We start from the raw sequence: 13,104 nt of genomic DNA on the forward strand, positions 1-13,104 counted from the left end.
AAAAGTTCTATGGGAGCGAACCTGCTCGCGATTGCGGTGCATCAGTCAATAATGGTGTCGACTGACATACCGCTATCGCGAGCAGGCTCGCTCCCACAGGGGGTGATATTTACCTTGGGGTCAGGCCTGGCTCAAAGAGCGGCCTGACGTACCTGCTTCTCCAGCTCAGTCTTCAACCCCGGCTCCAGTTTGAGCTGGCGCGCCAGTTCATCGAGGTAGGATTTCTCCATGAAGTTTTCCTCATCCACCAGCATCACACTGGCGATGTACATCTCGGCGGCCATTTCCGGCGTGCTGGCGGCCCGGGCGACGTCGGCGGGGTCCAGGGGTTTGTTGAGCTCGGCGTGCAGCCAGTGTTGCAGCTCCTGATCGTTGTCGAGCTTGGTGAACTCGCCTTCGATCAACTGCTTTTCACGCTCGTCGACATGGCCATCGGCCTTGGCCGCCGCCACCAGGGCCGTGAGGATCGCCTGGCTGTGCTGCTCGACCTGGGCCGGGGGAAGACGATCCAGCGTCTGCGGTTCAGTTTGCGGCGCACTGCCCTGCTGGGCTTGCCAATTGCCATAGGCCTTGTAGGCGATCACGCCCAATGCCGCCAGACCACCATAGGTCAGGGCCTTGCCGCCAAACTGGCGAGCCTTCTTGTTGCCCAGCAACAGGCCCATGGCTCCGGCGGCCAGCGCCCCGCCACCCGCGCCAGAGAGCATCCCGCCCAAATTGCCAGCACCACCGCCGAGCAAACCGCCCAGGCCGCCGGATGACTTGCCTTGGGAGCCGCCAGCCTTGTTCTGCAACATTTCCTGACCGGACTTGAGAAGCTGATCGAGCAATCCACGGGTGTTCATTTGCTGCCTCCACGCATTCGGGTAACCGGATCATTAAGGCAATCAGCCTAGTTCGAAAGTGCCCGAGTCTGTCGGTGAGAGTGCTTCGAGATGTTGCTTGCCAATTTTCCTGTGGCTGCGGCGAACCCGATAAAACGATATAGACTCGAATCAACTGAAAAACCGCAGCAAAAACAGCTTTGACGAGGGCTTGGACATGCAAACCAAACTGCTGATCAATGGTCACCTGGTGAACGGCGACGGGCCCGGCCAGGCCGTGTTCAACCCCGCGCTGGGCCGGGTGCTGGTGGAAATCAACGAAGCCAGCGAAGCTCAGGTCGATGCCGCCGTGCGCGCGGCCGACAGTGCCTTCCAAAGCTGGTCCCAGGTATCGCCCAAGGACCGCTCCCTGCTCCTGCTCAAGCTGGCCGACACCATCGAAGCCCACGGCGAAGAACTGGCCAGGCTCGAATCGGACAATTGCGGCAAACCTTTGAACGCCGTGCTGAACGACGAGATCCCGGCAATTGCCGACGTGTTCCGTTTCTTTGCCGGCGCCAGCCGTTGCATGAGCGGCTCGGCGGGTGGCGAATACCTGCCGGGGCACACGTCGATGATCCGCCGCGATCCGGTGGGCGTGATCGCCTCCATCGCGCCGTGGAATTACCCGTTGATGATGGTCGCCTGGAAAATCGCCCCAGCCCTGGCCGCCGGTAACACCGTAGTGCTCAAACCCTCGGAGCAGACCCCACTGACGGCGTTGCGCCTGGCGGAACTGGCGTCGGATATCTTCCCAGCAGGCGTGCTCAACGTGCTGTTCGGTCGTGGTCAGACGGTCGGGCAACCGTTGGTCACTCACGCAAAGGTGCGCATGGTTTCGCTGACCGGCTCCATCGCCACAGGCGCGAACATCATTTCCAGCACCGCCGACAGCGTCAAACGCACCCACATGGAACTGGGCGGCAAGGCCCCCGTGATCATTTTCGACGATGCCGACATTGACGCGGCCGTGGAAGGCATCCGCACCTTCGGCTTCTACAATGCCGGCCAGGACTGCACCGCTGCCTGCCGTATCTATGCCCAACAAGGCATCTACGACAAGTTCGTCGAGAAACTCGGCGCGGCGGTGGCCAGCATCAAGTACGGCCTGCAAACCGCCCCGGACACCGAGATGGGTCCGCTGATCACTGCCCAGCACCGCGACCGCGTGGCCGGCTTTGTCGAACGGGCCATCGCCCAGTCGCATATTCGCCTGATTACCGGTGGCAAGGCCGTGGACGGCAACGGATTCTTCTTTGAACCAACGGTGTTGGCCGACGCCCAGCAGGACGACGAAATCGTGCGCCGAGAGGTTTTTGGGCCGGTGGTGTCCGTCACACCGTTCATCGACGAAGCGCAGGTGCTGGCCTGGGCCAACGACTCGGACTACGGCTTGGCGTCTTCAGTCTGGACCGCTGACATCGGCCGCGCCCATCGCTTGGCGGCACGCCTGCAATATGGCTGCACCTGGGTGAACACCCACTTCATGCTCGTCAGCGAAATGCCCCATGGCGGTCAGAAACGTTCCGGTTATGGCAAGGACATGTCGATGTATGGACTGGAGGACTACACAGTAGTGCGGCATGTGATGTTCAAGCATTGAACCAAAGAACGATTACCACGGCCGGACGGCAGAGTCTGGTCGTGGCGGTTCAAGTGTCATGACGGCACTACCAACGCCACTGAGGGAAAATAACTTCGGTAGCGTTTGGCATCACGAGTGAGCAAAGGCAGGCCATTCACAGCCGCATGGGCACCGATAAAAAAATCGGCCAGCACGTTATTTTTTCCGCCCCCTACCTTCCGGTAACGCACAAAAGCCTTCCCAGCGAGGAACAATGCCGGTCGAGGTACTTCCTGCATCAGCAGCCCGAGCTCAGTAACAACCTCATCCAACGCTTCAAAGGTGGAGAAAGTCTGAGACAGTTCGGCATAGATAATCGGGTTGATGACAAGGTCATGGGCTTGAGATTGGGCACGCAGTTGCTGGATAGACCAATCAGCCCAAACGGGATCGTTTTCCAGGACATCAATCAAAACGTTGGTGTCGACCAGTATCATTAATCTTCACCACGCAAGAGCGCCATCAGCTCATCCGTGCGCCATTTGATATCCGCCTTACCACGGGCGGCTTCGAAGCGATCATGGACTGTTTTCTTCGCAGCTTGGGGTTTACCGGCATGGAGCACCACCTCACCCTGCGCGTTGACACTAAACTCGATTGCACAACCCGGAATCAAATGCAGCGCATCGCGAATTGGCTTAGGGATGGTGACCTGCCCCTTACTCGTCATCGTTGTCGACACAATGTTCTCCTTTGAAGTATTACCTTTGCCAGAAAAGTAATACTTCATACTTAAGGGCGCAACCGCCGCTGATCCGCACTCATTCAAAACCTCGAAACACTGCGCATCGCATCCATCAGGCAACGCATGGCGATCCGGTCGTTTTCCGACAGTTCGCGATAGCGTTCCACCAGTCTTAGTTCGTCCATGCTGAGCGGCCGGGGCCGGCGCGCGCTCGTCAAGCATGGAAGGATCCCCAGCAATTGGGTGATGCCCTGTATTTTTGTCATTGAGCCTTGTCCTTCTGTACGTCGAATTGACCGATAGCACCTGCTGAATCCGCGGGTTCAACCTCTATCACGCTAAAGGATAGGGAGGATTCACACCGTGAACAGGGAGTTTTAGAGTAATTAGTCAAAAAATGCAGAGTTACCCGTTAAAAAAGGAAATATCTGTAAGGAAATTTAACTAAACCACGCTTTCCTCTCTCTCCCGTGCCACGTATCCCCTATGATTTTGCGCCTCGGTGAACCGATCCAGCTCTCAGGCATCTGTTCTAACGTCCGTCGCGTTTGGCCAAAGGCATGTCCGAACTTCTTTACCAGTCTCTGTTGCCAGGAAAGGCTCGGGATTGTTTCCAGAAAGGTTGTATTTATGCACCGCAGGAATCTGCTCAAGGCGTCCATGGCTTTCGCTGCCTACACCGGGCTTTCGGCCTCAGGGCTTATGGCTGCACGCGCCTGGGCTGCTGACCGGACCGCCGACGGCGAGGCCCGTCCTTTCGATTTCAATGGGTTGAAAGAACAGGCCCGGGAACTGGCCAAGAGCCGTTACGTCGACACCAAGCAAGTTTTGCCGCCGACACTGGCGATGATGTCCCCGTTGCAATTCAACGCCATCCGCTACGACGCCAACCACTCGCTGTGGAATGAGCTGGACGGTCAGCTGGATGTGCAGTTTTTCCACGTCGGCATGGGCTTCAAGCAACCGGTGCGCATGTACAGTGTCGATGCCAAGACCCGCATGGCCCGTGAAGTGCACTTCCGCCCGGAGTTGTTCAACTATGAGAAAACCACGGTCAACACTTCGCAGTTGACCGGTGACCTGGGCTTCTCAGGGTTCAGGGTGTTCAAGGCGCCGGAGCTGGACCGGCACGATATCGTTTCGTTTCTGGGGGCCAGTTATTTCCGCGCCGTGGACAACACCGGCCAGTACGGATTGTCGGCCCGGGGCCTGGCCATCGACACTTACGCCAAGAAGCGTGAGGAATTCCCGGACTTCACCAAGTTCTGGTTCGAAATCCCGGACAAGAACAGTACCCGTTTCGTGGTCTACGCCCTGCTCGACTCGCCCAGCGCCACCGGCGCCTATCGTTTTGACATCGATTGTCAGCCCACCCGCGTCGTGATGGAAATCGATGCGCACATCAATGCCCGTACCGCCATCGAGCAATTGGGCATCGCGCCGATGACCAGCATGTTCAGCTGCGGCACCGTTGAGCGGCGCATGTGCGACACCATCCACCCGCAAATTCACGACTCCGACCGGCTGGCGATGTGGCGCGGCAATGGCGAGTGGGTTTGTCGCCCGCTGAACAACCCCGCCACCCTGCAGTTCAACGCCTTCGCCGACAACAACCCCAAAGGCTTCGGCCTGGTGCAGACCGATCACGACTTCGCCAGCTACCAGGACACCGTGGACTGGTACAGCAAGCGCCCGAGCCTGTGGGTCGAACCGACAACGGCCTGGGGCGAAGGCTCGGTCGATCTGCTGGAAATTCCTACGACCGGTGAAACCCTGGACAACATCGTCGCATTCTGGACGCCGAAGAAGCCGGTCGCTGCCGGTGAATCGCTGAACTACGGCTACAAGCTCTATTGGAGCGCCTTGCCACCGGTGAGCACCGAGCTGGCCCAGGTCAACGCGACCCGTTCAGGCATGGGCGGCTTCATCGAAGGCTGGGCACCGGGCGAGCACTACCCCACCGTCTGGGCCCGACGTTTTGCCGTGGACTTCAACGGCGGCGGCCTCGATCAGCTCCCCCCTGGCACCGGTATCGAACCGGTAGTGACCTGCTCCCACGGCGAGGTGAAGGACTTCAACGTGCTGGTGCTAGATGCGATCAAGGGTTACCGCATCACCTTCGACTGGTACCCGACCGACGATCGCGTGGACCCGGTGGAGATGCGCCTGTTCCTGCGCACCAATGACCGGACCTTGAGCGAGACCTGGCTGTACCAGTACTTCCCGCCGGCGCCGGATAAGCGTAAATACCCTTGATCCTTGCGCCTCAGGGATGACGCCATCGCGAGCAGGCTCGCTCCCACAGGGTGGGGTGTGGATCACAAATTCTGTGAACAACTCCAATCCACTGTGGGAGCGAGCCTGCTCGCGATGAGGCAAGTACAGACGCCGTACCATCCAGCCCAATAAACAAAAGCCCCGGCCAAAACGACCGGGGCTTTTTGTTTCAAGCTAACCCTTAATCGCGCAAATCCGACTCATGAATCGGCTGGTCCCGATGCGTGGCTCTCTGATACTGCGCCGGCCACGTGGCCTTACGGCCCCCCAGGTCATCATCGGCATGCAACGCCCAGTACGGATCACGCAACAGTTCGCGGGCCAGGAAAATGATGTCGGCCTGGCAGGTCCGCAAGATGTGCTCGGCCTGGGCCGGTTCGGTAATCATGCCGACAGTGCCGGTGGCGATTTCCGACTCCTTGCGCACCCGTTCGGCAAAGCGCGTCTGATACCCCGGACCGGTGGGAATTTCCGCATTCACAGCGGTGCCGCCCGATGACACATCGATCAGGTCCACCCCCAGCGCCCTGAATCGCCGCGCCAGCTCCACGGTTTCATCCGGGTTCCAGCCATCCTCGACCCAGTCGGTGGCCGATACGCGCACGAACACCGGCAATTCCTCAGGCCATACCGCCCGGACCGCTTCGGTCACTTGCAGCACCAGCCGGATGCGATTCTCGAACGAGCCGCCGTATTGATCGCGCCGCTGATTGCTCAAGGGAGACAAGAATTGATGCAGCAGATAACCGTGGGCTGCATGGACTTCCACGACTTTGAATCCGGCCGTCAGGCTACGTTTGGCCGCCTCCACGAACGCCTGAATGACACCGGCGATCTGTCCCTCGTCCAGTTGGATCGGCTGGGTGTGCTGCGGATCGAAGGCAATCGGCGACGGGCCGACCGGGACCCAGCCGCCCTCCTCCGGTTTTACGCTGCCATGCTTACCGAGCCAGGGTCGCCAGGTGCTGGCCTTGCGTCCGGCGTGAGCCAGTTGAATGCCGGGCACGGCCCCTTGGGCGGTGATGAAGCGGGTGATGCGTTGCAGGGGGCCGATCTGTTCATCGTTCCACAACCCCAGGTCCTGATCAGTAATGCGACCGTCGGCAGTGACGGCAGTGGCTTCGGTGAACACCAGGCCGGCACCGCCCACGGCGCGGCTGCCGAGGTGTACCAGGTGCCAGTCATTGGCCAGGCCATCGGCGCTCGAGTACTGGCACATCGGCGACACCGCGATACGATTGGGCAGGGTCAATTGGCGAAGGGTATAGGGTTCCAGCAGCAGACTCATGGGGCACCTCTCGAATCAGTGGGCAGGCTCCAGGGTTCTGTTTGAAAAGTCGACGAGTGACAAAAGGTGCAACACCCGCCCCCGCGGGCAAAGAAATCCGACAAGACGTCACAAGGGCTATCAAGCAGTGCTTAGAGCCTAGTCGACAACCTGGGAGGCGGGAGGGTTCAGAACTTAAAAATCGACGGTGTGACGCAATGGTGTACCCCTGTGGCGAGGGAGCTTGCTCCCGCTGGGCTGCGAAGCAGCCCCGGCATTGCAGCCATCACATCGCAAGGGGACGCTGGCGCGTCCAGCGGGAGCAAGCTCCCTCGCCACAGAGTACGAACGCAAGATGGCGGCGTGTCTACCGCGGTTCGATATGGGCAATCATCAACTGCACCGTTTCCTGGCCGCGAAACTCGTTGAGGTCGAGTTTGTAGGCCAGTTCCACCCAGCGCACGGTGGGGTTTGGCCAGATATCGCGGTCGATGCCGAAGGCGATACCGTCGAGTTTCACCGAGCCGCATTCGCTCTTGAGGACGACCTTGAGGTGCCGTTCGCCCACCACGCGCTGTTCGACCAACTGGAACACACCGTGAAACATCGGCTCCGGGAAATGCTGCCCCCAAGGCCCGGCGTGACGCAGCGCCCGAGCCAGCTCCAGGTGAAACTCTTCCACCGCCAGGGTGCCGTCCGACAACAGGCGCCCGGTCAGGTCTTCTTCGCGCAATTGGCGGCGCACTTCAGCGTCGAACGCCTCGGCGAACAGTGGAAAATTCTCTTGCGCCAACGTCAGGCCCGCGGCCATGGCGTGGCCGCCATACTTGCTGATCAGCGTTGGATGTTGCGCCGCCACCACACTCAGGGCATCACGAATATGAAAACCCGGCACCGAACGCCCCGAGCCCTTGAGCAGGCCGTCTCCGGCATCGGCAAAAGCAATGGTTGGGCGGAAATACCGCTCCTTCATCCGCGAGGCGAGGATCCCGATAACGCCCTGGTGCCACTGAGGATCGAACAGACATAAACCGAACGGCATGGACTCCACCGGCAAGTCCTTGAGCTGGGCCAGCGCTTCACGCTGCATGCCCTGTTCGATGGATTTGCGATCCTGGTTCATGCCGTCCAGTTGCGCCGCCATCTCCCGCGCCAAGGCCGGATCGTCAGTGAGCAGGCATTCGATGCCCAGGCTCATGTCGTCCAGACGCCCGGCTGCGTTCAGGCGCGGGCCGAGGATAAACCCGAGGTCCGTGGAAGTGATACGAGAATGATCGCGCCTGGCCACTTCCAGGATCGCCTTGATGCCGGGTCGGGCGCGCCCTGCACGAATGCGTTCCAGGCCCTGATGCACCAGGATCCGGTTGTTGGCGTCCAGAGGCACCACATCCGCCACGCTGCCCAGTGCCACCAGATCCAGCAGTTCGCCGATGTTTGGCTGGGGGCTGCTGGCGTACCGGCCCAGGCTGCGCAGACGCGCCCGCAAGGCCATCAGCACATAAAAGATCACACCGACACCGGCCAATGCCTTGCTCGGGAACTCACAGCCCGGCTGGTTCGGGTTGACGATGGCATCCGCCGCCGGCAGTTCGAGGCCCGGCAAATGGTGGTCGGTAACCAGCACCTTGAGCCCCGCCGCTTTCGCCGCTGCCACACCTTCGACGCTGGAAATGCCGTTGTCCACGGTGATCAGCAACTGCGGCTCACGGGTCAGGGCGACCTCGACAATTTCCGGGGTCAGTCCGTAGCCATACTCGAAGCGATTGGGTACCAGATAATCGACATGGGCCGCACCGAGCAAACGCAGGCCCAACATGCCCACCGTGCTGGCTGTCGCCCCGTCGGCATCGAAGTCGCCGACGATCAGGATGCGCTGGCGCTGCTCCAGCGCCACCACCAACAGATCCACGGCCGCGTCGATACCCTTGAGTTGCTGATAAGGAATCAAGCGCGCCAGGCTCTTGTCCAGTTCAGCCTCGGACTGCACGCCACGGGCCGCATACAGGCGCGTCAACAGGGGCGGCAGGTCACCGAGGAATGGCAGGGTGTCGGGTAGCTGGCGGGGTTCTATGCGCATGGGGTGACAAAGTTTTCTCTGGAAATCGTGAAGGTAGTGGCAAGGAAAGCTTGGGTGGGAGCGGGCTTGCTCGCGAAAGCGGCGGCACATTCAACATCAATGCAAACTGATCTGCCGCCTTCGCGAGCAAGCCCGCTCCCACAATGGCTCACTCAATACCGGGTCAATGGCTCAGCCGCGCTCACCCAGCAACCATTGCAATTGGACTTCATGCTGGCCGCGATCATCGGTCACGAAAATCGTCCCCTCGCTGATCATCACATCCCACTTGATCACGCGGGGCATGTCCTTAGCGAGCGTCTCCAGCACTTCCTGGGGCACGGCGGCGATGTTGACGTTCTTGAGGTTCTTTACCGCCGGGATCACCTTGCCTTCCCAGACTCGCAGGCTGCCGTAGGCCAGCAGGCTGGTGCGTTCGGTGCGGCGCGAGCACCAGGTCAGGCGGTCGGCGTCGGGCTGGCCCACTTCGATCCAGTGCAGCACACGGTCATCCAGGCTTTTTTCCCACAGCGCAGGTTCATCGACATCCGACAGACCTCGGCCAAATGCCAGCAGCTCGTTGTACCAGAAAGCGTAGGCCAACAGGCGCACGGTCATGCGTTCTTCGGTTTCCGAAGGATGACGGGCGATGGTCTGCTTCACGTTCTCGTACACACTGCGGTCGAGGTCGGTGAGGTTCAGTTCAAACTTATAGGTCGTGGACGGCTGGGCCATGAACGGGCTTCTTGATACGAGGAAAGGCGGCAAGTCTAACCGATGAGGCGGGCATTCCACGAATTGCCGACCATCAACCTGCGGCGACTGACGCCGGCCTATGATAAAACGCTCTTTCGTTCTGCCTTTGTTCTACAGGATCCGTCATGTCGCTTACTGCCAAACCCCTTGCGGGCGTCAAAGTCATCGAACTCGGCACCTTGATCGCCGGACCTTTTGCCTCGCGGATCTGCGGTGAATTCGGTGCCGAGGTGATCAAGGTCGAATCGCCCGATGGCGGCGACCCGTTACGTAAATGGCGCAAGCTGTATGAAGGCACGTCCTTGTGGTGGTTCGTCCAGGCGCGGAACAAGAAATCCCTGACCCTGAACCTCAAGCACCCCGAAGGTCTGGCGATTCTGAAAAAGCTGATCGGCGAAGCCGACATCCTGATCGAGAATTTTCGCCCCGGCGTGTTGGAAAAGCTCGGCCTGGGTTGGGAAGTCCTACATGCGCTGAACCCGAAACTGGTCATGGTGCGGCTCTCGGGCTTCGGTCAGACCGGTCCGATGAAAGATCAGCCCGGGTTTGGCGCAGTGGGCGAGTCCATGGGCGGCCTGCGTTACATCACCGGGTTCGAAGACCGGCCACCGGTGCGCACCGGCATATCCATCGGCGATTCGATTGCCGCCCTCTGGGGCGTGATTGGCGCACTGATGGCGCTGCGTCATCGCGAGGTCAACGGCGGAACCGGGCAAGTGGTGGATGTGGCGCTGTACGAGGCGATTTTCGCCATGATGGAAAGCATGGTGCCGGAGTTCGATGTGTTCGGTTTCATCCGTGAGCGCACCGGCAACATCATGCCCGGCATCACCCCGTCGTCGATCCACACCAGTGCCGATGGCAAGCACGTGCAGATTGGCGCCAACGGCGACGCGATCTTCAAGCGCTTCATGCAGGTCATCGGTCGTGAGGATCTGGCCAATGACCCCCAACTGGCCAGCAATGACGGGCGCGACAGCCGCCGCGATGAGCTGTACGGGGTCATTGATCGCTGGGTCAATTCACTCCCGCTCGATACCGTTATCGAGCATTTGAACCAGGCGGGAGTGCCGGCCAGTCGGATTTTCAGTGCCGAAGATATGTTCAGCGATCCGCAGTTCCTGGCCCGGGAAATGTTTCTCCAGGCCAAGCTGCCGGACGGCAAGGCGTTCAAGATGCCGGGCATCGTCCCGAAACTCTCCGACACCCCGGGCACCTCTGAATGGGTGGGACCGACGCTGGGTGAGCACAATGCCCAAGTGCTAGGCGAGCTTGGCTATGATGCACAGCAGATCGCCCAACTGCGCATCGACGGCGCCATTTGATGCGGTGAACGAAAGTCTGTGGCCACTGAAGATCAACTGTGGGAGCGAGCCTGCTCGCGATAGCGTCGGTTCAGTCGACTTGATATTGACTGACACTCCGCAATCGCGAGCAGGCTCGCTCCCACAAGGGTTCGGCATCGCTCAGCGCCAGAGCACGCTAAAACCTTAAACGCCGGGCAAAAAGAAACCCCGAGAAGTGGGGAGACAACTCGGGGTTAAACGTGACCATTCAGGTCCGTACAACAAGCGACAAGCACCGGAGCACAATGCTTGATCTTGCTGGTAAAGGGTCTGACTCATCAGGACGTAGGAAGGTTCCCACGAAATAGTGTTCAATTCGGGAGAGCCATCACCTTGTCACGTGCCAGATTACGCAGCGCCGCGATCACACAGGGCTCAAGTCGGCCCTCGGCAATCAGCACGTCGCGGTGCAGGCCATCGACCACGTCCGTCAGTTGGCGTCTGTCGGTCAATTGCGCTTGGTTGAACATACGTTCGACCATGATGGCCCCGGAGGCATTCTTCAGCGTTACCAGACACTCGCCCCTGGCGCCAGAGGGAGTCAGCGTCACCTGATACGGGCTCAAAGCCTCACCCAGCAATAGGCTGATACTTTCCATTCGCTCACCCTTCAATAGTCCGAAAACAACTGCGTATTCACAGTAAATGACCGTGGGCCGCAGCAGAAAGTTCGTTCGCATACCGAGCCGGTACACCTCGACGTCGTTCAACCGAGCATGCGCGTCCAATATGACAGGCAAACAACAGCTACCGCTTGAAGAAATTTCCTCACGAGCAGCCTGCATCAAGCCAGCAATGGCTCAGCGCGGTTCCACCGGCGCCCGACATCGATCCAGCCTCCCAGCAAACCGCGCAACTGCCCATCGGCCCCATAAAAAGGCACCGACCAATGATAGATTTTGCGTAATCCACTCCTGAACATCAGTTGACGATCGACGAACCGGGACTGGCCGGTTCGCAGTTGCTCCATGACCTCTCCATGCAGCAGCTCGGCAGTCGCCGGCGGGAACACCGCGGAATCCGTCAGCCGGGTCCCCCGCAACTTTTCAAAGCGCGTCGCGAACTGCTCTTCGTAACTCTTGTTGCACATGATCAGGCGCCCTTCCAGGTCACGAATGAAGATCGGATCGGGAATGGCATCCATCAAGGCCCTCTGGAGCATCAACTGATCATTGAGGACAGCCTCGGCCTTGAGGCGCTGGTCGATTTGTATCTGCAGGCGGCGGTTCCAGAGCAGGGACAGCAGAGCGAACAACACGACCACCGTCACACACCAATAACCCCAGCGGGAAATCCGCAACCAGACCGATGGCGCCTGGCCAGGGGCGATACCGGCCATCCATTTGGAACGCAGCGCCCGCATTTCTTCGGCCGGAAAAGCTTCCAGCGCCTTGTTCAAAATACTCAGTAATGGAAGCAGATCCTGACGCACGGCCAGATAGTCCGGTTCCCACTTGCCCTCCAGACTTCTTCCTACGCGCAATTGTCCCGCCGGATAAAGGTGCACCCCGGTTTCGTTTTCAATGGTGGCGTGGGCCTCCCGGCTCTCCACCAGGGCCCTCGCTTCCCCGTAAGTCTTGACCGTGCGCAACTCGATGGCAGGGTAGTCGCGCCGGATCTGCGCCTCCAATGCATGCCGTGCCGGCAATGCCAGGATCTTGCCATTGAGCTGCTCCAGCGAATCGGGGACGGACTCCCCGTCGCGCCCGACGAATACCCAGCCGGAACCGCCAAAGGCGTGGCTGAAGCTCAGAAAATCCCTGCGTTCGTCGTTCATCGCCAGCGTGGTCGTCATGTCGGCCTCTGCGTTTTCCAGCATCGCCAGCAATTGTTCAGGGGAGAACGACTCCCGATGCACAAACTCAAGGCCTGTCATGCGCGCAATACGCTGGAGAATGTCGTTGTTCAGGCCGTTCCACTGCCCATGCTCATTCTTGAACAGGTACAACGGAAACTGCATCGAGGCCACGATGACCTGCGGGTTTTGCTCGATCCATTTCAATTCCTGCGGATCCAGCACCAACCGTTCGCCGGGGCCGAACGGTGGCGTTTCGTAGGTCGCCAACTGTGCGGCGTCCACCCCCAGTGCCCAATACACCAGGACCAGGCCCATCATCCAGCCCAGGGCTGGTTTGCGTCTGATAAAAAACAACATCTGCATATCCTTCGAGATTACTCGCCCGTCCCTCCAAGGGCGAAAACCCGATCAGTTTGGCATGCAGAAACAAGA

Annotated in this window: 12 protein-coding genes; 3 read left to right on the forward strand and 9 right to left on the reverse strand. The window is 59.8% G+C overall.

The window, feature by feature from the left end:
• Positions 1–131 precede the first annotated feature (131 nt).
• Positions 132–845 carry a tellurite resistance TerB family protein gene (locus tag PSEUDOMOFG3G_RS21390; protein WP_139051079.1) on the reverse strand — a complete coding sequence of 238 codons (714 nt, stop codon included), beginning with the start codon at positions 843–845 and terminating at the stop codon, positions 132–134.
• Between the two features lie 196 nt (positions 846–1,041).
• Between PSEUDOMOFG3G_RS21390 and PSEUDOMOFG3G_RS21395 the strand changes: the two genes are divergently transcribed.
• Positions 1,042–2,466 (forward strand): gamma-aminobutyraldehyde dehydrogenase, encoded by a 1,425-nt coding sequence (locus PSEUDOMOFG3G_RS21395; RefSeq protein ID WP_139051080.1) that lies wholly within the window; start codon positions 1,042–1,044, stop codon positions 2,464–2,466.
• Between the two features lie 56 nt (positions 2,467–2,522).
• On the opposite strand, the gene PSEUDOMOFG3G_RS21400 is transcribed toward PSEUDOMOFG3G_RS21395, so the two are convergent.
• From PSEUDOMOFG3G_RS21400 to PSEUDOMOFG3G_RS21410, 3 genes are read right to left on the reverse strand one after another with little or no spacing between them, the layout of a single operon-like run.
• The gene (locus tag PSEUDOMOFG3G_RS21400; RefSeq protein ID WP_139051081.1) at positions 2,523–2,924 is read right to left on the reverse strand and encodes a type II toxin-antitoxin system VapC family toxin; all 402 of its coding nucleotides are present in this window, start codon (positions 2,922–2,924) and stop codon (positions 2,523–2,525) included.
• Positions 2,924–3,217, reverse strand: a complete 294-nt coding sequence (locus PSEUDOMOFG3G_RS21405) for an AbrB/MazE/SpoVT family DNA-binding domain-containing protein (RefSeq protein ID WP_189674082.1) — start codon at positions 3,215–3,217, stop codon at positions 2,924–2,926. Before PSEUDOMOFG3G_RS21405 ends, PSEUDOMOFG3G_RS21400 begins: the two co-directional genes overlap by 1 nt.
• 35 nt (positions 3,218–3,252) lie before the next feature.
• Positions 3,253–3,438 (reverse strand): hypothetical protein, encoded by a 186-nt coding sequence (locus PSEUDOMOFG3G_RS21410; RefSeq protein ID WP_139051082.1) that lies wholly within the window; start codon positions 3,436–3,438, stop codon positions 3,253–3,255.
• A 364-nt stretch (positions 3,439–3,802) separates the two neighbouring features.
• Here PSEUDOMOFG3G_RS21410 and PSEUDOMOFG3G_RS21415 point away from each other — a divergent pair, with 364 nt between their 5' ends.
• Positions 3,803–5,428, forward strand: coding sequence for a glucan biosynthesis protein D (locus tag PSEUDOMOFG3G_RS21415; RefSeq protein ID WP_139051083.1), 1,626 nt, complete (start codon positions 3,803–3,805; stop codon positions 5,426–5,428).
• Between the two features lie 202 nt (positions 5,429–5,630).
• Here the strand turns inward: PSEUDOMOFG3G_RS21415 and PSEUDOMOFG3G_RS21420 are convergent, their stop codons facing one another.
• From PSEUDOMOFG3G_RS21420 to PSEUDOMOFG3G_RS21430, 3 genes are all read right to left on the reverse strand, one after another.
• Positions 5,631–6,737 (reverse strand): NADH:flavin oxidoreductase/NADH oxidase, encoded by a 1,107-nt coding sequence (locus PSEUDOMOFG3G_RS21420; RefSeq protein ID WP_047227513.1) that lies wholly within the window; start codon positions 6,735–6,737, stop codon positions 5,631–5,633.
• A gap of 346 nt (positions 6,738–7,083) precedes the next feature.
• Positions 7,084–8,793, reverse strand: coding sequence for a single-stranded-DNA-specific exonuclease RecJ (recJ, locus tag PSEUDOMOFG3G_RS21425; protein ID WP_047227512.1), 1,710 nt, complete (start codon positions 8,791–8,793; stop codon positions 7,084–7,086).
• A gap of 171 nt (positions 8,794–8,964) precedes the next feature.
• Positions 8,965–9,507, reverse strand: coding sequence for a YaeQ family protein (locus PSEUDOMOFG3G_RS21430; protein WP_047227511.1), 543 nt, complete (start codon positions 9,505–9,507; stop codon positions 8,965–8,967).
• A 146-nt stretch (positions 9,508–9,653) separates the two neighbouring features.
• Between PSEUDOMOFG3G_RS21430 and PSEUDOMOFG3G_RS21435 the strand changes: the two genes are divergently transcribed.
• Positions 9,654–10,853 (forward strand): CaiB/BaiF CoA-transferase family protein, encoded by a 1,200-nt coding sequence (locus PSEUDOMOFG3G_RS21435; RefSeq protein ID WP_139051084.1) that lies wholly within the window; start codon positions 9,654–9,656, stop codon positions 10,851–10,853.
• A gap of 332 nt (positions 10,854–11,185) precedes the next feature.
• On the opposite strand, the gene PSEUDOMOFG3G_RS21440 is transcribed toward PSEUDOMOFG3G_RS21435, so the two are convergent.
• Both PSEUDOMOFG3G_RS21440 and PSEUDOMOFG3G_RS21445 read right to left on the reverse strand, forming a co-directional pair.
• On the reverse strand, positions 11,186–11,473 hold the full coding sequence (locus PSEUDOMOFG3G_RS21440; protein WP_047227509.1) for a DUF3509 domain-containing protein: 288 nt from the start codon (positions 11,471–11,473) through the stop codon (positions 11,186–11,188).
• 185 nt (positions 11,474–11,658) lie between these two features.
• Complete coding sequence (locus PSEUDOMOFG3G_RS21445; protein ID WP_139051085.1) at positions 11,659–13,029, reverse strand: transporter substrate-binding domain-containing protein; 1,371 nt, start codon at positions 13,027–13,029, stop codon at positions 11,659–11,661.
• Positions 13,030–13,104: the final 75 nt, after the last annotated feature.

The sequence above is a fragment of the Pseudomonas sp. FG-3G genome (genome assembly GCF_901007645.1).
Taxonomy (GTDB): Bacteria; Pseudomonadota; Gammaproteobacteria; order Pseudomonadales; family Pseudomonadaceae; genus Aquipseudomonas; species Aquipseudomonas rhizophila.